Below are 22,386 nucleotides of genomic sequence, written 5' to 3'. Positions count from 1 at the left end.
CCGGGGCCGGGGCAGGGCACGGCCCGCCCGCGTCGGCGCAGGGCGCGCGCAACGCGGGCGCGGATCGTCGGGCACGTGGGGGAGCCGCGTCCTCGGCCGGGACGCGTGTCGCTGGCTCGGGCCCGGGACGGGCCCTGCGGGCGGGTGGTGGCGCATCGCCCACTCCTCCACGGCAGGATCGCTGCCGTGCCTCCTCGTCCGGCCTGCGCCCTTGTGGGGCCGGCGGCCGTCGCGCTCTCCTTTTCGGCGGGTTCGCCGCCGCGGCGCAATCTACGCCCGCCGCATCGCGGCTGTCAAACGCGTGTCCTGGTTCAGTACATAGGAGACACGACCACGCGCGGGGCGGGGTGCTGGGTGTGTTGGCGAAGGTACTCGGCGGGGGTGAGCCCCTGCAAGGCCTGGTGGGGCCGCAGGTGGTTGTAGACGTGCTGCCACCACTGCACCAGCGGGCGAAGCTCGGCCAGGGTGGTGGGCAAGGGGTAGCAGGCATAGAACTCGTAGCGCCAGCTCCCCTGGGTGCGTTCCACCCCTCCGTTGAGCTTGGGGCTTCGGGGCGGCAGCACATACAGCGGGATGCCGGCCGCCTCGCACGCCGCTTCGAAGCGGCCGGCAAACTCGCTGCCGCCATCGACCTGCAGCGCCCGGATGGGAAACGGGCACTGGGCGCGCAGGTGTTCGAGAAACCAGGCGGCGCAGCGGCTGGTGGGGCGGTGATACACCTGGGCCACGCTCCAGCGGCTGGCCGCGTCCCAAGCGGTGAACTGATACACCGTCACGCCGGGCAGAAGCCGCAGCTCCAGGGTGTCCAACTGCACCACGTCGCCGGGGGCCTTGCCACGAAGGCGGGTCCGGCTTCGCCGTGCCCAGCGCCGGCGCCAGGGCCTGCCCCGGCGCCGCCCGCCACCGCCCGCCAGGGGCGCTGCCGGGATCCGTCCCCGCTGCCTGAGCCAGGCCAGGATCCTGCCCACGGTGCTGGCCGAGACCGCAAAGCCCTGCGTGCGCAGCAGCACCACCAGCTCCTCCTTGCCCCAGGCAGGAAAGCTTGCATGGAGACGCTCGACGGCCTCCACCAGGTGCCGATCCCAGCCTTTTCGTCGCAGCCTGCGGGGGCGACGTGAGCCCGGACGAAGACCGCGCAAGCCCCGCTCGGCCAGCCGCCTGCGCCACCGATGCACCGTCGCGCGGCTCACCCCCAGCACCGCCGCCGCCTCGGCCGCGCTCAGCCCGCGCCGACGCAGATACTCGAACCGCTCCACCACCCCAAGACGGTGGCGCACGGATCTCCCCCTGAAGGCCGAAGAGCTTCATCCCGGGTCCTCCTCTGCCAGGTTCTTCCACCTACACCCAGCATGAGGGCCCCGCTCTTCGGCCTTCAACGTCTCACATGTCTCTGAACCTGGTCAACGCGGGCCCCGTTCCGGCCCGGGGCCCGCCGTGCCGGTCAGGACCGGCCGAGGAGCGCCTGCAGCCGGCTCAGGAGGAGATCACGTGCCGGCGGCTTGCGGATGAAGTCCGAGGCGCCGGCGGCGATCGCCCCTTCGACCACCTCCTTTTCCGCGCGCCCCGTGAGCATGACCACGGGCAGCTCGGCCAGACGCCCGCTCGCGCGGATCCGGCGCAGCACATCGAGCCCGGACAGGTCCGGCAGGCCCTCGTCCAGGAGGACCAGGTCCGCCGGCTCCTCGGCCAATCTGGACAGCGCCGAGGCACCGTCCCAACAGCGCATCACCCGGCAGCCCGCCTCCTCCAGCACAGCCGTGACCACCTCCGCGTCCATCTCGGAATCCTCCACCAGGAGCACCGCCGGGCGCGCACGGCTGGCCACCTCGGCGAGCCGCGCCACCGCCGGCGCGTGCGCCTCGAGCTCCGCCTCCAGGGTGCCGCTCCAGCTCGCCACGGCCTCGCCGATGCCGGCCGAGACCCGCGCCACCTCGCGCGGCAGCGCCTCCTCGGCGAAGCGCCGCAGAAGCCCGTCCGCCGTCGGCCGGTCGTCCCGCTGCAGCGCCTCCAGCAATCGCGCGCCTTCCTCGCGGACGCGCCGCTGCAGACCATCGAGCAGCGCCGCCTGCCTCTCGTCCAGCCGCCCCCGCCGCCCCAGCGCCTCCCGCAACCCCCGGTGCAGGGCCGCGATCTCCTCGCCGAGCCGCCGCAGCTCCCCCTGCGAGGGGCTGCCGCGGCGGTACGCGAGCCGCGCCAGGGCATGGCGCAGGGCCATGTCGAGGCGATGCGGGTCGTGCAGCGGGCGCACCACCACGTAGTCGTCGAAGATCCCCCGCCGGCACAACGCCCAGGCGTCGTGGACCTCGCCCCCTTCGCACAGGACCACCGTCTCGTGCAGCACGTCGAAGACCCGCTCGCTGTTGCGGTAGAGGTCGAGGTGGGTACGCTCGGCGAGTTCGAGCCGGCTGAAGGCATAGAGGAGGACGCCGGGCTCGAGCTCGCCGAACAGTTGCACCACCTCGTCGGCACGGCCCAGCCGCAGGGCCTGACGGTGGGCGGGCTCGAGCATCTGCGCCACGTGCTCGACGATGTCCTTGTCGTCGCTGAAAAGGAGCAGGACCTCGTGGTCGAGGGCGTGCGGCGGCCTTGCGTTCATGTCCGGTCTCGGATCCTGCGCACCAGCCGTTCAAGTGCGGGCTCGAGCTCGTCCGCGAGCCGGCGCAGCTCCGCTCCGTCCCCCGCGCGCCCCGCCCGCTCGACGGCCTCGCACAGATCGCCGAGGCGCAGGCCGCCGATGCTGCGCGCGGCCGACTTGAGCTTGTGGGCGGCCGCCGCGGCCGCGGCGGCATCCCCCCCGCGGGCCAGACGCCTGATCTCCTCCACCTGTTGGGGCGCATCCGCGAGGAAGCGTGCGACGATGCGCTCCTGCAGGGCCTGCGAGTCGCCCACCACCCGCGCGAGCGTCGCCGGATCCCAGTCCGCCGCCTCCGCCGACCCGGCGGGGGCTGACCGGCCCGGCGGTGGGGCGGGCGTGACCCAGCGCTCCAGCGCCAGCCGCAGCTCCGACAGGGCCAGGGGCTTGATCAGGACGTCGTCGGCCCCCACGTCGCGGCAGCGCCCCGCCACCTGCGGCGTGGCATCGGCGGTCAGGAGCAGGATCGGGACACGCCTCCCGGTGTCGGCCTCGGAGGCGCGGATCGCGCGCGTCAGGCCGTAGCCGTCCATGTGCGGCATGTGGGCGTCGGTGAGCACGGCGGCATAGCGATGCTCGGCAAGGCGCGCCAGCGCCTCCCGCCCGTCCGAGGCGATCACGGCACGGTAGCCCAGCTGGGCGAGCTGCTCCTCGATCACCTTCTGGTTGATCTCGTTGTCCTCGGCGACGAGCACCAGCCGACCCGCCTGCTCGGCCTCCTCGATGCTGCGTGGCGCCGCGGCGAGCCGGAGGGTGAGCGAGGACACCGCCGCCTCCTCCTCGAGGAGGCCGCACAGCACCGCCGCCCGAGCCAGCAGCGCTTCGAGCCGGAAGGGATGGTGGAACACGGCGACCCCCGGGGGTAGCTCCGCGCCGGCGCTCTGCCAGGCCGCGATCACCAGCACCGGCACCCCCCGGGCGGCGAGGCGGGCGAGGCGCGCGAGGTACCCCCCGTGCCGACGCGCCCGGGATCCGTGGCAGATCACCACCAGGTCCGGTCTTGCCCCGCCCTCCGCCAGCCTGCGCCCGATCGCCTCCCGTCGCGCGAGGACCTCCACCCGCGCCCCCGCCGCCTCCAGATGCCGCCGGCACAAGGCGCCGAGGTCGGCGTCGTCGGCCCACAGCCAGACCCCGACGCCGGGAAGCTCCGGAAGGGCCGGGGCCTGTGCGCCCTGCGCGCGGGGGAGGGCGAGCTCCACCGTGAAGCGGCTGCCCCGGCCGGGCTCGCTCTCCACCGCGATGGTCCCGCCCATCTGCGCGACCAGCTGGGAGACGATGGCGAGCCCCAGGCCGGTACCGCCGAAGCGCCGCGTGGTGTCCGCCTCGGCCTGGGCGAAGGGTTCGAACACCTTGCGCTGCTGCTCGGCGGTCATGCCGATGCCGTTGTCCTGCACCTCGATGCGGGCGCGGACGGTCTCCTCCTCCCTCGTCCACCGCAAGCGCAGACGCACCGTGGCGCGCTCGCGCCCGGCGGTGAACTTGACCGCGTTGCTGAGGAGGTTGGCACAGATCTGGCGCAGGCGCGGCCCGTCGCCGAGCACCACCTCGTCCCGGGCGCTGGGCACGTCCACCAGCAGGCGCACCCCCCGCACGAGGGCGAGCTGTCCCAGGCTGATGGCGCACTCCTCCACGGTGCGGCGAAGCGGGAACGGCTCCCGCGCGAGTTCCAGCGCCCCGGCCTCGATCTTGGAGAAGTCGAGCACGTCCGAGATGATCCCGAGGAGATTCTGCGAGGAGAGGCGGGCCCGCTCCACCATCTCCCGCTGGGTCGCGTCGAGGTCGGTTCGGTGCAACAGCTCCAGCGTCCCCAGGATGCCGTGGAGGGGGGTGCGGATCTCGTGGCTCATCATGGCGAGGAAGGCGCTCTTGGCCTGGTTCGCCGCCTCCGCCGCCGCCTTCTCCTCGCGCAGCCGCTCCGCCTCCACCTCGTCGGTGATGTCCTGCACCGTGCCGATGGAGCGCAGCGGCGTTCCGTCCTCCGCGTAGAAGGTCTCGCCGCGCTCCTCGACGTGGCGGATGCGCCCGTCCGGCAGGACGATGCGATGGCGGATGCGGTAGGGGGTGTGCTGAGCCACGGATTCCCGGTAGGCCCGATCCACCGCCTCCCGATCCTCCGGGTGGACCCGCTCGAGGAAGGCCTCGTAGCTCGCCCCGAACGCCTCCGGCGCCACTTCGAAGAGGCGGTACACCTCCGCCGACCAGCGCAGGCGGCCGCGGACGAGATCGAGTTCCCAGGAGCCCACCCCCGCCAGCCGCTGCGCCTCGGCCAAATGCGCCTCGCTCTCGCGCAGCTTCTGGACGAGCTCCCGGTAGGCCGAGATGTCGCGGCAGACGGTGGCCATGTAGGGCCGCCCGTCCGGCCCCTCCGGCAGGTGCAGGATGAGCTGCGAGACCGGGATCTCCCGCCCGTGCAGGGCACGCAGGGCGGTCTCCCCGACCCAGTGCCCCCGCGCCTTCGCCGTCGGCGACCCCTCGCGCCGGATCCGCTCCAGCGCCCACGCCGGCGCCAGCGCCGCCGCGTCCACCTCCCCTAGGGGGCCGCACTCGGGCAAGCCCACCATGCGCCGGCCGGCCGGGTTCATGTAGACCACGCGCCCCGTCTCGTCGGCGATACCCACGAAGTCGCTGCTGGCCTCGACGATGGCGGCGAGCATGCGGCTGCGCCGCTCCGCCTCGAGCCGCGCGCGTACGTCCCGCACGAAGGCCACCACCACAGTGCCGTGGTCGCCGCGCACGCGCGCAAGCCCCACCTCCACCTCCACCGGGCTGCCGTCGCGGGCGCGCGCCTGGAGCCCCCGGCCCTGCGCCATGCGGCGACCCGCGCTGTCGCCTTGCGCGGTGAAGTCGGCACACCAGCGCCGGTGCGCCTCGCGCCGCGCCTCCGGAACCAGCACCTCCACCGGTTGCCCCACCAGCGCCTCCGGCGCCCAGCCCAGCATGCGGCACAGGGCCGCGTTGACCTCGCGGATGCGCCCGCCCTCGTCCGCCAGCAGGACACCATCCGGGGCCTCCGCCAGCAGGGCCCGCCGCAGCTCCAGCTCGCGCCGGTGTGCCGCCGCCTCGTCCCGCAGGCGCCGCTCGAGCCGCCCCCGCGCCCGCAGGTGCATTGCCAGGAGCAGGCTCACCCCCAGCCCGCCCGCGAGTAGCGCCAGGGGGAAGAGGATCGCGGGCAGGCGCCAGCGCACCGGCGACCGCGCCAGCTCCAGGCTCCAGGGAAGGCCCCCGAACTCGAGCACGCGCCGCACCCGCCCCGCCTCCGGCGGCGGCGAAACCCCCGCCCGCAGCCGGACCTCGGTCCCCGCCGCCACCGTCACCGTGCGCTCCAGTGCGGCGAGATCCAGGAGCGCGAAGAGCATGCCGGCACACCGGCCCGCGGCATCCCGGGCCGGCTCCAGCATCAGGACGCGCCCGTCGCCGCCGCCCGGCCGAACGAGCAGCGCCGCGGTGCAGCCCTCGGCGGCCTCCCCGGCGATGGCCGACAGGGGCTCCCCGGGACGCACCGGCGCCTCCCCGGCGACAAGGACGACGCGCGCCGCCCCCCCCTCGCGCCAGGCCCAGCCCATGGCCCGCACCACGGGATGCTCCTCGACCATGCGGCGGGCGAAGACGGGCAAGCGGGGCGGCGACGGCTCGAGCCCGGCGACCGGCATCGCCGCCGGTCCCCGAAGCAGCGCGCGTAGGGTCTTGAGCTCCTGGACGAGGAGGGCGCCCCCCCGATCGAGCCGGCGCTCGTCCGCGGCCACCGCCCGCTCACGCAGCCAGAAGTACTCGGCCAGCACCGCCCCGCCGGTGACGGCCAGGGACAGCAGCACGGCCGCGCCCATGAGGAGACGGCCCCTCCGTGACAGCCTATCCTCCATCCGGACCCCGCAGCCCCGCCCAGCGCTCGAACTCCGCCGCCGGCATGGGCCGCGCCACGTGCCAGCCCTGGACCAGATGGCAGCCGGCGGCGGCCACCGCACCCCAGTCCTCGGCGTCCTCGACCCCCTCCGCCACCACGGTGAGGCCGAGACGGGCGCCGATGGAAGCGCTTGCTTCGAGGATCGCCTGACGCGAGGCATCCTCCGCCGCCCCCGCGACGAAGGCGCGGTCGATCTTGAGCTCGGTGAAGGGTAGATCCTGGAGCTGCTTGAGGGAGGAGAAGCCGGTGCCGAAGTCGTCGATCGCCAGCGCGAAGCCGGCGAGCCGCAGTCGCGCCAGGATCTCCTTGACCAGAGTCAGCTCCTGGGCGAGGCGGCTCTCGGTGATCTCCAGCACGAGGGCGTCCGGCTCGAGGCCAGCCGCGGCCACGGCCTCGACGATGCGCCCCACCACGGCTGGATCGCGCAGGTTGTCCATGGAAAGGTTGATGGCCACCGGGACCGCGAGCCCCCCGCCCCGCCAGCGGGCGGCCTGGGCGAGGCCGAGCCGCAGCACCTCGGCGGTGAGGGCGTCGATGAGGCCGTGGCGCTCCGCCACCGGGATGAACGCATCCGGGGGCACCAGCCGGCCGTCCGCCCGGCGCCATCGCACCAAGGCCTCGACCCCGGCGAGGGTGCGGTCCTCGACCCGGACCTTGGGCTGGTAGTGCAGCTCCAGCTCGCCCCCCACGATGCCCCGGCGCAGGGCCTCCACCTCCACCGCCACCGGCGCGCGCGCCGCGTGCCGGTTCGGCCCCCTGCACAGGAGCGCCGCCACCGCCTCCCGCGTCACCGGCTTCGCAACCCCCCCCGCCACGGCGAGGCCGCGCTCCCGCGCGATGGCCACCGCGGTCTTGAGGATGGCCGTGTCCTGTCCGCTGATGAGGGCGAGGGCGCTGCGGCAGCCCCGATCCGCGAGATGGCGGAGCAGCTCCACCCCGTCCATTCCCGGCATCTGGAGGTCACACAGGATCAGATCCGGGGCCGGTGCCTCCCGCGCGAGCATGGCCAGGGCCTCGGCCCCGCTCGCCGCCTCGAGGACCTCCCCGACCCCCTCCGCCCGCAGCAGCGCCGCCATGAGCTCGCGCTGGAAGGGGTCATCGTCCACCACCAGCACCTTCGGATTTCGGCGTCCCTCGTCCTGCATGCTCCACCACCTGCACCGCCCCCGTCCGGAGGCGGCGGCGCTCGCCCCCGGGGTGGACCTATGACCTTAGCAGCTCATGTCCCTGGCTGCACGGCCCCGACGCGCGGTGCCTTGCGGGGCGACTCCGCCGCCTATCGGGCAGGGCCGCCGCCCCCGGGGCGGACGGCGGCCACCGCCGCCGCAAGCCTCGCCGCCGCCTCCGGATCCAGCGGCCGAAGCGGCGGGCGCACGGCGAGCCAGGCGGCGTCGGCGGTGCGCCGCGCGGTGAGGGCCTTGAGCCCGGGGATCATGGGCGCACCGGCGAGGGCCGCGCGCACCGCACCGGCCGCGGCCTGGGCCGCCTCCGCCGCGGCCTCGTCGCCGGCCTGCCAGGCCGCCCACACCGCCCGCAGGCCGCCGGGGTTGACGTTGGCCCCGGCGCTGATGCAGCCCGCGGCCCCGGCGCGCAGCCCCGCAAGGAGCAGGGCCTCGGTGCCGGGCAGCACGCAGAGCCCCTCGCCCGCGCCGAGGAAGGCGTGCAGCGAGTCCGGGTCGCCTGAGCTGTCCTTGACCCCGCAGACCACGCCCGGGAAGTCGGCGGCGAGCCGCCCCAGCACCGCGGGCGGGATCGGCACCCCGGACAGGCGCGGGAAGTGGTAGAGGAGCATCCGCAGCCGCGCATCCCCCACCGCCTCGACCACCTGGGCGAAGGCGGCGCGCAGCCCCTCGGCGCTCACGTCCTTGAAGTAGAAGGGCGGCAGCACCAGCACCGCGCGGCAGCCGCAGGCGAGCGCGTGGCGCGTCAGCGTCACCGTGTCCGGCAGCGCGCAGCAGCCCGTGCCCACCACCAGCCGGCGGGCATCGACGCCCTGCGCCAGCAGCCCCTCCAGCGCCTGCATGCGCTCGGCCGCCGTGAACGAGGGCCCCTCGCCGGTGGTGCCGAAGAGGACCACCCCGTGGCACCCTCCCTCGAGCTGCCAGCGCACGTGCGCCGCAAGGCGCGCGACGTCGATGGCGCCGTCGTCGCCGAGCGGCGTCAGCGTCGGCGACCAGATCCCCGAGACCGGCCCGTCCGCCCCCATGTCCTCACCCTCCCAGCTGCCGCGCCGCGGCGACCAGCGCCGCGCCCGCCGCCATCGCCGCCATGACGCTGCCGCTCGCGCGGTACACGCCGTAGACCGCGGCCGCCGCGAGCAGCCCGAGGGTGCCCAGCGAGGCCACCGCCGGCGCCACCACCGCCGCCAGCACGCACCCGGGCAGCGCCTCCAGGGCCCGCCCCCAGGCCCCGTCCCGGGGCAAGCGCGCGCCTGCGAGCAGCCCCGTGGCCCGCAGCCCGTAGGTGGCCGCCGCCATCGCCGCGATGGCAAGCCACGCCCCGTCGCTCACGCCGCCGCCTCCCCGTCGTCCACCGCCGCCACCAGGGCCCCCGCCAGCGCCCCCGCGAGCACGTACCAGCGCCCCGGCAGGACCGCGGCGGCGGTGGCCGAGGCGAGCGCCGCCACCAGCCAGGGGGCCGCATCGCGCCGGGCGTCGCGCCACAGCCCGCGCAGCAGGCAGAGGAACACCGCCGTGACCGCGAAATCGAGCCCGAGCCGCTCCGGCCGCGGAAGCACCGCGCCGAGGGCGTGGCCTGCGGCGCAGCCCGCAAGCCACCCTCCCAGCACCGCGAGGCCGCCGCCGAGGAGGAAGCCCGGGTCGGCGCCGCCGCGGCGCATCGCGGCCATGGTCACGGCCCAGTTCTCGTCCGCCACCAGGTGCACCCCGGCAAGCCGCGCCCACAGGGGGCGACCCTCGAACAGCGGCGCGAGCGCCGCCGACATGAGCAGGTAGCGCAGGTTCACCGCGGCCACCGCGAGGACCATCTCCGCCACCGGCAGCGGCCGCTCCCACAGGCCCACGGCCACGAACTGCGCCGCCCCGGCGAAGACCGCCGCCCCCATCCCCAGGAGCTCGCCGAGGGCGAGGCCGCGCCCCGCCGCGATCGCCCCCAGCACCACCCCGTAGGCCGCCACCACCGCCGCCAGGGCCGCGCTCTCGCGCGCCCCCCGCGCCAGCGAGGCGGCCGGGAAGTGCGGAGCGGAGGCCGGGACCTGCTGCAGCACCCCGCCCCCTCAGCGCAGCAGCGGCTCGAGGTGCGGCCAGACGTTGTCCAGCAGCCGCGGCTGCGCCGCCGCGGTGGGGTGGATGCCGTCGGCCTGCATCATCCCCGGCGCGAGCGCCACCCCCTCGAGCAGGAAGGGCACCAGGGGCACGCCCTCGTCGCGGGCGATCTCGCGGTAGAGGGCGGCGAAGCGGCGGGTGTAGAGGGGCCCGTAGTTGGGCGGCAGGCGCATCCCCACGAGGAGGACGCGGGCCCCGGCGGCGCGGGCGCGCCGGACGACGGCGGCGAGGTTGGCCCGCGTCCGCTCGAGGCCCAGCCCGCGGAGGCCGTCGTTGCCGCCGAGCTCCACCACCACCACCGCGGGCCGGTGGCGGGCGAGCAGCGCCGGCAGCCGCTCGAGACCGCCGCCGCTGGTCTCGCCGCTGACGCTGGCGTTGACCACCCGGTGCGGGTAGCCGCGCTCGGCCAGGCGCCGCCCGAGCAGATCCACCCAGCCCTGGCCGGGGGCGAGCCCGTAGCCCGCGCTCAGGCTGTCGCCGAGGACGAGCAGCACCGGCCGCCCGCCGGCGCCGGCGGCGGCGAGGACGAGCGCGAGGACGATGAGCGGCAGTCGACGCACGGTGGGCTATCCTAACCCGATTCCGTCAGCCGGAGCGCCCATGCCCGCAAGCGATCCGCCCGCCATCGAGGCGTCTGGCCTCGTCAAGCGCGTCGCCGCCCCCGGCGGCGAGCTCACCATCCTCGACGGCGTCGACCTCTCAGTGGCGCGGGGCGAGCGCCTCGCCATCCTCGGCGCCTCGGGCTCGGGCAAGTCGACCCTGCTGGGGCTGCTCGCCGGCCTCGACCTGCCGACCCGCGGCCGGGTGCGCCTCGACGGCGTCGAGCTCACCGCCCTCGACGAGGAGGGGCGCGCCGCCGCCCGCGCCGGCCGCGTCGGCTTCGTGTTCCAGAACTTCCAGCTCCTGCCGGCGCTGACCGCGCTGGAGAACGTGATGCTGCCCCTGGAGCTCGCCGGCGCCGCCGACGCCGAGGCCCGCGCCCGCGAGGCCCTCGCCCGCGTCGGCCTCGCCGACCGCCTCCGCCACACCCCGGGGCGGCTCTCCGGCGGCGAGCAGCAGCGGGTCGCCCTCGCCCGCGCCTTCGCCCCGCGGCCCGCGATCCTCTTCGCCGACGAGCCCACCGGCAACCTGGACGAGGCCACCGGCCGCGAGGTGGCGGAGCTGCTCTTCGCCCTCAACCGCGAGCACGGCACCACCCTCGTCCTCGTCACCCACGACCCCCGCATCGCCCGCCCCTGCGACCGCGTCCTGGAGCTCGCCGGCGGGCGCCTCCACGAGGCGGGGCGACGCCGGGCCGCGGGCGGATGAAGGCCTTCCGCCTCGGCCTGCGGATGCTCGCGCGGGAGGCGCGCGGCGGCACCCTCGGGGTGGTGGTGGCCGCGGTGGCGGTGGGGGTGGCGGCGCTGGCCGCGGTGGGCACCACCACCGACCGCATCCAGCGTGGGCTGCGCCTCGGCGCCGCGGAGCTGCTCGCCGCCGATCTCGCGGTCACCGGCCATGCCCCGCCGCCGCCGGCGCTGGAGGCCGAGGCGGGGGCGGCGGGCCTCGCCGCCGCGCGCTGGACCGAGACCCGGACCATGGTGGCCGCCGGCGGCGGGCTGCGCCTGGTGGAGCTCAAGGCGGTCTCGGCCGGCTATCCGCTGCGCGGGCGCCTGCGCGTCGCCGACGCCCCCTTCGCCCCCGACCGGCCCGCCGCCGCCCCGCCCGCCCCCGGCGAGGCGTGGGTGGACGCGCGGTTGGCCGCCGACGGCCTCGCCCCGGGGGCCGAGATCCGGCTCGGCGAGGCCTCGCTGCGGGTGACCGCGGTGCTCACGTACGAGCCGGACCGCGGCGGCGACCTCCTCTCCATCGGCCCGCGCGTGCTCATCCGCCTGGAGGACCTGGCGGCGACGGGGCTCCTCGCCCCCGGAAGCCACGCCCACCACGCCCTCCTCCTCGCCGGGCCGGGCGCGGCCCTGGCGCGCCTGCGCGCCGCCCACGAGGGGGAGGACCCCGCCCTGCGCTGGGCCGGGGTCGAGGACGCCCGCCCGGAGCTGCGCCTGGCGATGGAGCGGGCCGGGCGCTACCTGGGGCTCGCGGGCCTGGCGACCCTGCTGCTCGCCGGCGCCGGGGCGGGCCTCGGCCTGCGCCGCCATCTGGCGCGGGAGGCGACCGCGCTCGCCCTCCTTCGCACCTTCGGTGCGGGGCGGCGGACGGTGCTCGCGGCGGCCCTCGCCCAGCTCGCCGGGATCGCCGCCGCGGGGAGCGCCGCCGGCCTCGCCCTCGGCCTCCTCGCCCATCTCGCCCTGCTGCGCCTCGCCGGCGGCCTCGTGGGGCCGGCCCTGCCGCCGCCGGGGGCGGGGCCTCTGCTCACGGCGGCCGCCGCCGGGGCGGTGGCGGTCCTCGCCTTCGGCCTGCCGGCGGCGCTGCAGGCGGCGGCGACACCGCCGATGCAGACCCTGCGCGCGACCCCGGCGCCCCTGCCCCCCGCCGCCGCCCTCGCCCGCCTCGCCGCGGTCCTCGCCGTCGCCGCCCTCGCCCTCCACGTGGGTGGAGACCTGCGCACCGTGCTCTGGGCCGGCGGCGGGCTCGCCCTGGCGGCGGCCGCAGTGGCCGCCGCCACGGCCGGGCTCATGCATCTGGGCGCGCCGCTCGCGCGGCGCAGCGGCCCCGCCTGGCGGCTCGGCCTCGCCTTCCTGCTGCGCCACAGGCGGCTGCACCTCGCCGAGGCCACGGTGTTCGGGCTCGCCCTCGCCGCGGTGCTGCTGGTGGGCCTCGTGCGCGGCGACCTCCTCGCCGCCTGGCAGCGCGACCTCCCCCACGACGCGCCGGACCGCTTCCTGATCAACATCCAGCCCTCGGAGGTGGAGGCGCTGCGCGCGTTCCTCGCCCGCCACGGCATCGCCGACGCCCCCCTCTACCCCATGGTCCGCGCCCGCCTGGTGGCCATCGGCGCGCGCCGCGTGCGCCCCGAGGACTACCACGACCCGCGTGCGCGCCGCCTCGCCGTGCGCGACTTCAACCTCTCCTGGAGCGAGGCCCCGCCCGAGGGCAACGCCCTCGCCGCCGGGCGCTGGTGGGGCGCCGACCCCGGGACGGAGTTCTCGGTGGAGACGGGGCTCGCCGAGACCCTGGGGATCCGGCTCGGCGACCGCCTGCGCTTCGAGATCGCGGGCGAGCCCCTGGAGGGGGTGGTGACGAGCCTGCGCACCGTGCGCTGGGGGTCCATGCGCGTCAACTTCTTCGTCCTCGCCGAGCCCGGCGCCCTCGAGGGGCGGCCGGCGACCTGGATCACCGCCTTCCGCCTGCCGCCGGGACGGCAGGGCCTGGAGGCGGCGCTCCACGCGCGCTTCCCGGGAGTCACGGTGCTCGACGTCTCCGCCCTCGTGGCCCAGGTCCGCGGGGTCATGGACCGTCTGGCCGGGGCGGTCCAGGTGGTCTTCCTCCTCACCGTGCTCGCCGGCATCACCGTGCTCTACGCCGGCGCCCGCGCCACCGCCGCCGAGCGGCGCGAGGCCGCGGCCCTGATGCGGGCGCTGGGCGCGCGCCGCGGGACCGTCCTCGCCGCCTGCCTGACCGAGTACCTGCTGCTCGGCCTCGCCACGGGGCTGGCCGCTGCGGCGGTCGCCGCCGGCGCCGGCGTCGGCGTCGCCGAGGGCGTGCTGGATCTCGCCTACCGGCCGCGCCCGCTCCTCTGGCTCGCCGGCGCCGCCGCGGGCGCCGCGGGCATCACCCTGGCCGGCCTCGCCGGCACCCGCGAGGCCCTGACTACGCCGCCGCTGGCGGTCCTGCGCGGCACCTGAGGACCGTCCGTCGATCCACCGAGGGAGGAGCCACCATGAGCGAGACCTTCGCCGGCCGCACCGTCTTCATCACCGGGGCAAGCCGCGGCATCGGCCGCGCCATCGCCCTGCGCCTCGCCCGCGAGGGCGCGCGCATCGTCGTCACGGGCAAGACCGACGCGCCCCATCCCCGGCTCGAGGGCACCATCCACGAGGTCGCCGAGGCGGTGCGCGCGGCCGGCGGCGAGGCCCTCGCCATCCGCCTCGACGTGCGCGACGCGGAGGCCGTCGCCGCCGCGGTGGCGCAGGCGGCGGAGACCTTCGGGGGCATCGATGCGCTGGTGAACAACGCCAGCGCCATCCACCTCGCGGGCACCGAGGCGACCCCGGCCAAGCGCTTCGACCTCATGATGGCGGTCAACGTCCGCGCCACCTTCCTCTGCTCGCAGGCCTGCATCCCGCACCTGCGCCGCGCCGCCAACCCCCACATCCTCAACCTCGCCCCGCCCCTCAACATGGATCCGCGCTGGTTCCGCGACCACGTCGCCTACACCATCTCCAAGTACGGCATGTCCATGTGCACCCTCGGCATGGCCGCCGAGCTCGCCGCCGACGGCATCGCCGTCAACTCCCTCTGGCCGGCCACCACCATCGCCACCGCCGCCATCGAGGTCCACTTCCCGCCCGAGGTCCTGCGGCGAAGCCGCCGCCCGGAGATCGTCGCCGAGGCGGCGCGGGCCATCCTCGCGCGCCCCTCGCGCGCCTTCACGGGCCGCTTCTGCATCGACGAGGAGGTGCTGCGGGAGGAGGGCGTCAGCGACTTCTCGGCCTGGGCCGTGGACCCCACCGCGCCGCCGCAGCGCGACCTCTTCCTGGACTGAGCCCCGATCAGCCCGCGGCGGCGAAGCGGATGACGCCGTCGTCGTCGATCCTGCGCTCGAGCCGGCCCTGGGCGGCGAGGTGGTTGAGATGGGCGATGGCCTCGCCCATGGCGAAGCTGAGCTGGTGGACGTCCAGCTCGCGGCGGAAGATCACGGGGACGATGTCCGCCGCGGTGCAGGGCGCCCGGCACGCCGCCAGGACCTCGGCGAGGCGGCGGCGGTGGTGCTCGACGAGGGCGTCGATGCGTCCGTGCAGCCCGCGGAAGGGGCGGCCGTGGGAGGGCAGGACCAGGGTGTCGGCGGGCAGCGCGCGCAGCCGCTCGAGCGAGTCCAGGTAGCGGCGGATCGGGTCGGCCTCGGGCTCGGGGTGCCAGACGCTGACGTTGGTGGTGATGCGCGGCAGGACCTGGTCGCCCGAGATGAGCACCCCCAGCTCCCCGCAGTGGAGGACGGCGTGCTCGGGGGAGTGGCCGTGGGTGATCATCACCCGCCAGCGCCGCCCCCCGATCTCCAGGGTGTCGCCGTCGGCGAGGCGGTGGTAGGTCTCGGGCACCGCCGGGACCCCGCGGCGATAGTGGTTGCCGCGTGCGGCGATGGCGCGGAGGCGGCCGTTGGCCAGCCCGTGGCGGCGGAAGAAGCGGCAGCGGGCCTCGACGTCGGCGGCGGCCAGGTCGCGGGCGCAGAGATGGGCATGAAGGAACTCGGCGTCGCTCATCCACAGCCCGGCGCCGGTCTGCTCCTGCAGCCACCAGGCCATGCCCACGTGGTCCGGGTGGCCGTGGGTGACCAGCAGCCGCGTCGGGGTGCCGAGGCGGCCGAGCACCGCCGCCCACAGCGTGCGCACCTCGTCGCGGGTGTAGCCGGTGTCCACCACCGCCCAGCCGTCGCCGTCCTCCAGCAGCCACAGGTTGACGTGGTCGAGGGCGAAGGGCAGCGGCATGCGCACCCAGCGCACGCCCGGGGCCACCTCGACGGTCTCCCCGGGCGCGGGCGGGCCCGCGAAGGGGTAGGCGGCCACACCGGCCGGCAGCGGCCGGGCGGCGGCTTCGTTCGTCTCTGGCACGGCGCTTCTCCCGGCGCGCCCCAGGGCGCGCCTCGGGACGGGCAGTGTACTGCTCTGCAACAAGACCGCAATCCCCCGAGGGCGGGGCTGTGTGACTTCGTCACAGACGCCGGCGCACCCAGCCTGTGGAATACTGTCCGCTGGACGGCGTTCCCGACGGGGACGGGATCGCCCAGGATGCAGAGGAGGAGCAGAGCATGAGAGGAAAGCGATGGCTCGCCCTGGCGGCTGCCGCCGCGCTTGCCGGCGGCGCCGCGCTCGCCGCCGACCCCCAGGACCAGATCGACTACCGCCAGGCCGGGATGAAGGCCCTCGGCGGCCACATGGCCTCCATGGCCGCGGTGGTCCGGGGCAAGGTGGAGCACACCGCCCACCTCAAGGTCCACGCCCGCGCCCTCGCCGAGACCGCCACCCTCCTGCTGGACCTCTTCCCGGAGGGTTCGGACCTCGGCGAGACCAACGCCAAGCCCGAGATCTGGGACAACTGGGACGACTTCAAGGCCAAGGCCGAGACCCTGCAGCGGGAGAGCGCAGAGCTTGCGCGTCTCGCCGAGGCCGGCGACCTCACCGCCTTCAAGCAGCAGTTCGGCAAGGTGGGCAAGGCCTGCAAGGGCTGCCACGACGACTACCGCAAGGAAAAGAAGAAGCCGTGAGCGGAGGCGGCCGGGCCGGGGCCCGGCCGCCGCGTCCATGCGCCACGCCTGCACGACGCTGCTCCTCGCCCTGCTCGCGGCGGGGCCTGCACCGGCCGCGGATGGGGCCGGTGCCGCCGACGCCGTGGCGCGCGGGGCCTATCTGGTGCGCGCGGCCGGCTGCAAGGCCTGCCACACCGCCGAGGGCGGGCCCGCCTTCGCCGGAGGGCGGGCCCTCGAGACCCCGTTCGGGACCTTCCACACCCCCAACATCACCCCCGACCCCGAGACCGGGATCGGCCGCTGGAGCGACCGCGACTTCGTGCGCGCCCTGCGCGAGGGCCTGGCCCCGGACGGCAGCCACTACTACCCGGCCTTCCCCTACACCTCCTACACCGGCATCCGCGACGAGGACCTCCTCGCCATCAAGGCCTACCTCTTCTCGCTGCCGCCGGTGCGGCGGCCCAACCGGCCCCACGCGCTGCCCTTCCCGGTCAGCCAGCGCTGGCTGCTCGGGCCGTGGAAGCGGCTCTTCTTCGAGCCCGGACCGCTCGTCGACGACCCGTCGCGGCCGGCCTGGTGGAACCGCGGCCGCTACCTGGTGCGCGCCCTCGGCCACTGCGGCGAGTGCCACTCCCCGCGCAACCTCGCCGGGGCCATGGACGAGGACCGCTTCCTCGCCGGCAACCCGGACGGCCCCGAGGGCGAGGTGGTGCCCAACATCACGCCGGACCGCGAGACCGGCATCGGCCGCTGGCGCGTCGGCGACCTCGTCGAGGTCCTGCGCAGCGGCATGCTCCCCGACGGCGACTTCGTCGGCGGCGCCATGGGGGAGGTGATCGACGAGGGGACGAGCCACCTCACCGACGCCGACCTCGAGGCCATCGCCCGCTACCTCCTGAGCCTGCCCCCGATCGCCAACCCCGAGGCCCCGGCCGGCGGGCGCTAGCGGGACACCCCGACGGGTGCCTCCGGAGCCGTGCGGGGCGGCGCAGAAACCCCTTGCGTGCGGCCGCCGCTGTGCTAGATTCGCGCGCCGGTGTGCCCGCGGGCCGGGGCGGGCATCGCGTGATGGCCCGGCCGATCGACGAAAGGAGCGACCCCCATGCGCGAGCAGAGCGCAAGCCTCGAGGAAGAGCCGCCAGACGGCGGCGTGCCGCTGTCCGTCGCCCCCGCCGAGGCGGCACCGGCCGCCATCGCCGATCTTTCCCTCCCGCAGACCAGCCCTCGCCCTGTCCGGACACCGAGACGCCCGTCGACAAGCCCCGGCGACGCCTTCCGCCGCCGACACTTTCCCGGCGCGAGCCGCCGCGACTGGAACGACTGGCGCTGGCAGATGCGCAACCGCCTGCGCAGCCTGGGGGCGGTGGAGCGCGTCCTTCAACTGACCGAGAGCGAGCGCGAGGCGATCCGTCGCCACCGCGGCGCGCTCCCCCTCGGCATCACGCCCTACTACGCGAGCCTGCTCGATCCCCTGGCCGCCGACCAGCCGCTGCGCCGCGCCGTGATGCCCTCGCTGTGCGAGTTCGTCGTGACCCCGGGCGAGGCCACCGATCCCCTCGGTGAGGAGCACACGAGCCCGGTGCCCGGGATCGTCCACCGCTATCCGGACCGTGTCCTGTTCCTCGCCACCAGCCTTTGCGGCGTCTACTGCCGCTACTGCACCCGGGCCCGCATGGTGGGGGACGGCGGGGAGCATGCCCTGCGCCGCAGCGATCTCGAGGCCGCCATCGCCTACATCGAGGCCCATCGGGAGGTCCGCGACGTTCTCATCTCCGGCGGCGACCCGCTGACCCTCGACGACGAGCGGCTGGGGTGGATTCTCGCTCGGCTGCGGGCGATCCCCCACGTCGAGATCATCCGCATCGGCACCAAGCTGCCGGCGGTCCTGCCCCAGCGCATCACCCGTGGCCTGGTGCAGACCTTGCGCCGCTTCCACCCCCTGTGGATGAGCCTGCACTTCACCCACCCCGACGAGCTCACCCCCGAGGTGGCCGCGGCCTGCGCGCGCCTCGCCGACGCCGGCATCCCCCTCGGGAGCCAGACCGTGCTCCTGAAGGGCATCAACGACGACGTCGCGACCCTGCGCGCGCTCTTCCACGGCCTGCTGCGCCTGCGCGTGCGTCCCTACTACCTGTACCAGTGCGACCCCATCGCGGGCTCCGCGCACTTCCGCACCCCCGTGGCCCGCGGCCTCGAGCTGATCCGGGGTCTGCGCGGCCACACCAGCGGCTACGCGTTGCCGACCTTCGTGGTGGATGCACCGGGCGGCGGCGGCAAGATCCCGCTCCAGCCCGACCCCGTGGTGGGGCGCGCCGGCGACGAGCTTCTTCTGCGCAACTACGAGGGGCGCGTCTACCGCTACCCGGATCCCGTGACTCCGGAAAACCGGGGGGAGGGGGGCACGTGCGCGTCGGCCTGACCTACGACCTGCGCGACGAGCACCTGGCACGCGGCCTCGGCGAGGAGGAGGCGGCCGAGTTCGACCGCCCCGAGACCATCGACGCCCTCGCCGAGGCCGTCTCGGCCCTCGGCCACACCCCGGTGCGCATTGGCTCGCTGCACGACCTCGTCCCTCGGCTCGCCCGCGGCGAGCGCTGGGATCTGGTGTTCAACATCGCCGAGGGGCTCCGCGGCTACGCCCGCGAGGCGCAGGTGCCGGCCCTCCTCGAGGGGTGGGGGATCCCGTTCGTGTTCTCCGACGCCCTCACCCTCGCCGTCGCCCTCCACAAGGGCATGGCCAAGCACGTCGTGCGCGACGCCGGCCTGCCGACGCCCGATTTCACCGTGGTCGCCGAGGAGGCGGACCTGGCGCGGGCGGCGACCCTCCCCTACCCCCTCTTCGTCAAGCCGGTGGCCGAGGGCACCAGCAAGGGGATCGGCACCGCCTCCCGGGTCGAGTCCGCCCGGGCCCTCGAGGAGGCGGTGCGGCGGGTGTGGGTGCGCCACGCCCAGCCCGCGCTGGTGGAGTGCTTCCTGCCCGGTCGCGAGTTCACCGTGGGGATCCTCGGCACCGGACCGTACGCACGGGTGCTGGGCGTGATGGAGGTGCTGCTGCGGGACCCCCGTGACGGCGGGATCTACGGCTTCGAGACCAAGGAGCACTACGAGGAACGGGTCCGCTACCGGCTCGTCGACGACGCCGACGCCACCGCCGCGGCCGAGATCGCGCTTGCCGTCCACCGCGTCCTCGGCTGCCGCGACGCCTCCCGCGTGGACCTGCGCCTCGATGCCGAGGGCCGACCATGCTTCCTCGAGATCAACCCCCTGGCCGGGCTCCACCCGACGCGCTCCGATCTCGCGATCCTGGCCTCGCTGCGCGGCATGGGCTACCGCGAGCTGATCGCGGAGATCCTCGCCAGTGCCTCGGCCAGGCTCGGCCGGCACGACCTCGCGGCCGAGGCATGACGGCGTCGGCGTGCACACGCGTGGCGCTTCTCCACGGGGCGGTGGCCGCGGACGCCCCCCCGGACCAGGTGGACACGCTGGTCCAGCGGGAGGCCGTCGCAGCGGCGCTGCGCCACCTCGGTGCCGAGCCGGTACCGGTGGTGGCGGATCTCGATCTCGCCGCCACCGCCGCCCGCCTGCGAGCGGCCACGGTCGATGCCGTCTTCAACCTCGTCGACGATCTCTGCGGCCAGGACGCCCTGGCGCCGGTGGCCGCCCTCGTCGCCGCCGGCTGCGGCCTGCCCATCACGGGGGCGCCCCCGGCGGCCCTGCTCGCCTGTGCCCACAAGCCCACGGTCAAACGCCTCCTGCACGCCGCCGGGCTTCCCACCCCCGACCGGGATCCGGGGCATGGGACGTCGGGGGGCGGCGGGCCGTGGATCGTCAAGTCGGCATGGGATCACGCCTCCCGCGGCCTGGACGCGGAAGCGCTCTGCCCGGACCTCGACTCGGCCCGACGTCGGATCGGGCGGATGACGGCGGCGTACGGCGGCGAGTGGTTCGCCGAGCGCTACGTGGAAGGCCGCGAACTCAATGTCGCGCTCCTCGATGACGGCGGCGGGGGGGCGAGGGTGCTGGCCGTCGCCGAGATCGGCTTCGAGGGGCTCCCGCCGGGCTGCCCCCGCATCGTCGGCTACGAGGCGAAGTGGCGGCCGGGCTCGCCGGCCGACCTCGCCACCCCGCGCCGTTTCGTCGACCCGCAGGCGGAGCCGGCGCTGATCGCCCGCGCCGCAGACCTCGCCCGCGGCTGCTGGACGCTGTTCGGCCTGCGCGGCTACGCCCGCATCGACCTGCGTGTGGACGGCAGCGGGCGCTGCTGGGTCATCGACGTCAATCCCAACCCCGGCCTCGCGCCGGACGCCGGCATGGCGGCATGCGCGGCTCATGCGGGCCTCACCTACGAGGGGCTGATCGCGCACATCCTCGCCAGCGCCGGCGTAAGCCTCACAGGCCGCGCTGCGGCCGCCGCCGGGCGCTGAAGGCGTCGCCGACCATGTCCCGCAAGCACCCGCTTCGCAGCGACGCCACCCCCGCCCGCGGCAGGAGGCAGGCGCGCCGCACCACCGAACATGCCGGCGCGGTGACCGTGCGTCCGGAGCTGCTGCCGGAGGACATCCCCCTGCTCCTCGACCTGCTGGCGCGCACCGGCCGCTTCCGGGAGGCGGAGCTCGCGGTCGCCGCCGAGCTTATGCGGGACCGGCTCACCCGCGGGCCGGCCAGCGACTACCGCTTCCTGGTCGCCGAGGCCGCCGGCACGCCGGTGGGGTTCGCGTGCCACGGCCCCATCCCCGCCACCGACGGCCGCCACGACCTCTACTGGATCGCAGTCGACCCCCGCCACCAGCGCCGAGGCATCGGAACCACCCTCCTGCGGAGGGTGGAGGAGGCGGTGCGGGCCGACGGCGGCAGGAGGATCTACGTCGAGACCTCGACCCAGCCCGCCTACGGACCCACGCGGGCCTTCTACCGGCGCCACGGCTACCGGCGCGCGGCGACCCTCGCCGACTTCTACGCCGAGGGCGACGGCAAGGCGATCTACTGCCGCGACCTCGGGACCTGAGCATGGCCGGCCTCGCCGTCCTCGTCGCCACCTTCGGCCTCGTCCTGCTGCGCCGGCTGGGGCCCCTGCGCCTTGCCATCTGGCAGGTCATGGCCGCTGGCGCCGCGGCCGCGGTCCTCACCGGCGCCATCGGGCCGGCCCAGGCCCTGCGCGCCATCGACCTCGAGGTGATCGCCTTCCTCGCCGGCATGTTCCTGATCGGGGAGGGACTCGCACGGAGCGGCCTGCTGCAGGCGGGCGCTCACGCCCTCCTCGCCCGCACGCGCAGCGCCGACGGCCTCGTCCTCGGGGTCGTCCTCACCAGCGGTGTCGCCTCGGCCCTGCTCATGAACGACACCCTGGCGGTGGTAGGCACCCCGCTGGCCCTGCACCTCGCCCGCGAGCACCGGCTGCCGCCACGCCTCCTGCTGCTCGCCCTCGCCTACGGCATCACCACCGGCTCTGTCATGAGCCCCATCGGCAACCCCCAGAACCTGCTCATCGCCACGCAGGCGGCCCTGCCCCAGCCCTTCCTCGCCTTCCTCGCCGGCCTCGGCCCGGCGACGCTGCTGGCACTGCTGCTTGCCTGGCTGGTGCTGAGGCTCGCCTTCCCCGGCGACTTCCGGACCGGCCCCCTCACCCTGCGGCCGGTGGTCGTCTCCGACCGGCGCCTCGCCCTCCTCGCGGCCTTCTCCATGGCCATCCTGGTCGTCCTCGTGCTCGGCCGCATCGCCCTTGCGGCCAGCGGCCTCGCCGCGCCGCTGCCCCTCGGAGCCATGGCCCTCGTCGCCGCCGCCCCCCTCCTCGCCTCCCCCCGCCGGCGCGAGCTGATCCGGGGCATCGACTGGCACACCCTCCTCTTCTTCGCCTGCCTCTTCATCGTCGTCGCCGCGGCCTGGCGCAGCCCGCTCGTGCGCGCGGGCGTGGAGGCCATCGCCGGCCCCGCGCGCACCCCGGCCGCAGTCCTCGCCGTCTCCGCAGGCCTGAGCCAGGTCCTTTCCAACGTCCCCCTCGTGGCCCTCTACCTGCCGCTGCTGCACGGGGCCGGCACCGAGACCCTCCTCGCCCTCGCCGCCGGAAGCACCGTCGCCGGCAACCTGCTCTTTCTCGGCGCCGCCAGCAACGTCATCATCGTCCAGCGCGCCGCCCGCGCCGGGCAGCGCCTGCGCCAGCGCGACTTCGTGCGTGCCGGGGCGCCCCTGACCCTCCTCCAGCTCCTCCTCTACTGGGCCTTCCTGCGCTGAG

Annotated in this window: 19 protein-coding genes; 10 read left to right on the top strand and 9 right to left on the bottom strand. The window is 75.7% G+C overall.

Features of this window, described 5'->3' with window-relative positions:
* Positions 1-311: 311 nt before the first annotated feature.
* The 8 genes from EDC57_RS05565 to EDC57_RS05530 form a co-directional block, all read right to left on the bottom strand.
* Positions 312-1,277, bottom strand: a complete 966-nt coding sequence (locus EDC57_RS05565; RefSeq protein WP_123400835.1) for an integrase core domain-containing protein — start codon at positions 1,275-1,277, stop codon at positions 312-314.
* A gap of 164 nt (positions 1,278-1,441) precedes the next feature.
* Positions 1,442-2,596 (bottom strand): response regulator, encoded by a 1,155-nt coding sequence (locus EDC57_RS05560; protein WP_123400834.1) that lies wholly within the window; start codon positions 2,594-2,596, stop codon positions 1,442-1,444.
* Positions 2,593-6,456 (bottom strand): PAS domain S-box protein, encoded by a 3,864-nt coding sequence (locus EDC57_RS05555; RefSeq protein WP_170165048.1) that lies wholly within the window; start codon positions 6,454-6,456, stop codon positions 2,593-2,595. Before EDC57_RS05555 ends, EDC57_RS05560 begins: the two co-directional genes overlap by 4 nt.
* Before the next feature lie 25 nt (positions 6,457-6,481).
* Positions 6,482-7,678: an EAL domain-containing response regulator gene (locus EDC57_RS13300; protein ID WP_123400832.1), complete on the bottom strand. Its 1,197-nt coding sequence runs from the start codon at positions 7,676-7,678 to the stop codon at positions 6,482-6,484.
* Positions 7,679-7,809: 131 nt separating this feature from the next.
* Positions 7,810-8,739: a dihydrodipicolinate synthase family protein gene (locus EDC57_RS05545; RefSeq protein WP_123400831.1), complete on the bottom strand. Its 930-nt coding sequence runs from the start codon at positions 8,737-8,739 to the stop codon at positions 7,810-7,812.
* Between the two features lie 4 nt (positions 8,740-8,743).
* Complete coding sequence (locus tag EDC57_RS05540; protein WP_123400830.1) at positions 8,744-9,043, bottom strand: AzlD domain-containing protein; 300 nt, start codon at positions 9,041-9,043, stop codon at positions 8,744-8,746.
* Positions 9,040-9,759, bottom strand: coding sequence for an AzlC family ABC transporter permease (locus EDC57_RS05535; RefSeq protein ID WP_211331884.1), 720 nt, complete (start codon positions 9,757-9,759; stop codon positions 9,040-9,042). Before EDC57_RS05535 ends, EDC57_RS05540 begins: the two co-directional genes overlap by 4 nt.
* 9 nt (positions 9,760-9,768) lie before the next feature.
* Positions 9,769-10,377, bottom strand: a complete 609-nt coding sequence (locus EDC57_RS05530) for an arylesterase (RefSeq protein WP_211331883.1) — start codon at positions 10,375-10,377, stop codon at positions 9,769-9,771.
* Between the two features lie 40 nt (positions 10,378-10,417).
* Here EDC57_RS05530 and EDC57_RS05525 point away from each other — a divergent pair, with 40 nt between their 5' ends.
* The 3 genes from EDC57_RS05525 to EDC57_RS05515 are packed head-to-tail and all read left to right on the top strand — an operon-like array spanning position 10,418 to position 14,459.
* Positions 10,418-11,125, top strand: a complete 708-nt coding sequence (locus tag EDC57_RS05525) for an ABC transporter ATP-binding protein (protein WP_123400829.1) — start codon at positions 10,418-10,420, stop codon at positions 11,123-11,125.
* Positions 11,122-13,599: an ABC transporter permease gene (locus EDC57_RS05520; protein WP_123400828.1), complete on the top strand. Its 2,478-nt coding sequence runs from the start codon at positions 11,122-11,124 to the stop codon at positions 13,597-13,599. The genes EDC57_RS05525 and EDC57_RS05520 overlap by 4 nt, the downstream gene beginning before the upstream one ends.
* A 35-nt stretch (positions 13,600-13,634) precedes the next feature.
* The gene (locus EDC57_RS05515) at positions 13,635-14,459 is read left to right on the top strand and encodes an SDR family oxidoreductase (protein WP_123400827.1); all 825 of its coding nucleotides are present in this window, start codon (positions 13,635-13,637) and stop codon (positions 14,457-14,459) included.
* Between the two features lie 7 nt (positions 14,460-14,466).
* Here the strand turns inward: EDC57_RS05515 and EDC57_RS05510 are convergent, their stop codons facing one another.
* A complete protein-coding gene (locus EDC57_RS05510; protein WP_211331882.1) occupies positions 14,467-15,522 on the bottom strand; it encodes an MBL fold metallo-hydrolase in 1,056 nt (351 codons plus the stop codon).
* Positions 15,523-15,719: 197 nt separating this feature from the next.
* On the opposite strand from EDC57_RS05510, the gene EDC57_RS05505 reads away from it, so the two are divergent.
* The 7 genes from EDC57_RS05505 (at position 15,720) to EDC57_RS05475 (ending at position 22,385) form a co-directional block, all read left to right on the top strand.
* Positions 15,720-16,175 (top strand): c-type cytochrome, encoded by a 456-nt coding sequence (locus EDC57_RS05505; RefSeq protein WP_123400826.1) that lies wholly within the window; start codon positions 15,720-15,722, stop codon positions 16,173-16,175.
* 37 nt (positions 16,176-16,212) lie between these two features.
* Positions 16,213-17,103: a c-type cytochrome gene (locus EDC57_RS05500; RefSeq protein ID WP_123400825.1), complete on the top strand. Its 891-nt coding sequence runs from the start codon at positions 16,213-16,215 to the stop codon at positions 17,101-17,103.
* A 156-nt stretch (positions 17,104-17,259) separates the two neighbouring features.
* A complete protein-coding gene (locus tag EDC57_RS05495) occupies positions 17,260-18,576 on the top strand; it encodes a KamA family radical SAM protein (protein ID WP_123400824.1) in 1,317 nt (438 codons plus the stop codon).
* Entirely contained in the window at positions 18,561-19,562 is a 1,002-nt protein-coding gene (locus EDC57_RS05490; RefSeq protein WP_123400823.1) for a D-alanine--D-alanine ligase family protein, read from the top strand. Before EDC57_RS05495 ends, EDC57_RS05490 begins: the two co-directional genes overlap by 16 nt.
* A gap of 20 nt (positions 19,563-19,582) precedes the next feature.
* Positions 19,583-20,581, top strand: a complete 999-nt coding sequence (locus EDC57_RS05485; protein ID WP_170165046.1) for a D-alanine--D-alanine ligase family protein — start codon at positions 19,583-19,585, stop codon at positions 20,579-20,581.
* 14 nt (positions 20,582-20,595) lie between these two features.
* Positions 20,596-21,162, top strand: a complete 567-nt coding sequence (locus EDC57_RS05480; RefSeq protein ID WP_170165045.1) for a GNAT family N-acetyltransferase — start codon at positions 20,596-20,598, stop codon at positions 21,160-21,162.
* Positions 21,163-21,164: 2 nt separating this feature from the next.
* A complete protein-coding gene (locus tag EDC57_RS05475) occupies positions 21,165-22,385 on the top strand; it encodes an SLC13 family permease (protein ID WP_123400820.1) in 1,221 nt (406 codons plus the stop codon).
* Position 22,386: the final 1 nt, after the last annotated feature.

The organism is Inmirania thermothiophila (genome assembly GCF_003751635.1).
GTDB classification, from domain to species: domain Bacteria; phylum Pseudomonadota; class Gammaproteobacteria; order DSM-100275; family DSM-100275; genus Inmirania; species Inmirania thermothiophila.
Note: the sequence above shows the minus strand (reverse complement) of the source record. Positions and strands in the feature narration are given on the sequence as shown.

Excerpts from the sequence above, each read along its gene's own strand:
- EDC57_RS05560 (WP_123400834.1), bottom strand. The coding sequence starts at position 2,596 with ATGAACGCAAGGCCGCCGCACGCCCTCGACCACGAGGTCCTGCTCCTT.
- EDC57_RS05555 (WP_170165048.1), bottom strand. The coding sequence starts at position 6,456 with ATGGGCGCGGCCGTGCTGCTGTCCCTGGCCGTCACCGGCGGGGCGGTG.
- EDC57_RS13300 (WP_123400832.1), bottom strand. The coding sequence starts at position 7,678 with ATGCAGGACGAGGGACGCCGAAATCCGAAGGTGCTGGTGGTGGACGAT.
- EDC57_RS05545 (WP_123400831.1), bottom strand. The coding sequence starts at position 8,739 with ATGGGGGCGGACGGGCCGGTCTCGGGGATCTGGTCGCCGACGCTGACG.
- EDC57_RS05525 (WP_123400829.1), top strand. The coding sequence starts at position 10,418 with ATGCCCGCAAGCGATCCGCCCGCCATCGAGGCGTCTGGCCTCGTCAAG.
- EDC57_RS05520 (WP_123400828.1), top strand. The coding sequence starts at position 11,122 with ATGAAGGCCTTCCGCCTCGGCCTGCGGATGCTCGCGCGGGAGGCGCGC.
- EDC57_RS05515 (WP_123400827.1), top strand. The coding sequence starts at position 13,635 with ATGAGCGAGACCTTCGCCGGCCGCACCGTCTTCATCACCGGGGCAAGC.
- EDC57_RS05505 (WP_123400826.1), top strand. The coding sequence starts at position 15,720 with ATGAGAGGAAAGCGATGGCTCGCCCTGGCGGCTGCCGCCGCGCTTGCC.
- EDC57_RS05500 (WP_123400825.1), top strand. The coding sequence starts at position 16,213 with ATGCGCCACGCCTGCACGACGCTGCTCCTCGCCCTGCTCGCGGCGGGG.
- EDC57_RS05495 (WP_123400824.1), top strand. The coding sequence starts at position 17,260 with ATGCGCGAGCAGAGCGCAAGCCTCGAGGAAGAGCCGCCAGACGGCGGC.
- EDC57_RS05480 (WP_170165045.1), top strand. The coding sequence starts at position 20,596 with ATGTCCCGCAAGCACCCGCTTCGCAGCGACGCCACCCCCGCCCGCGGC.
- EDC57_RS05475 (WP_123400820.1), top strand. The coding sequence starts at position 21,165 with ATGGCCGGCCTCGCCGTCCTCGTCGCCACCTTCGGCCTCGTCCTGCTG.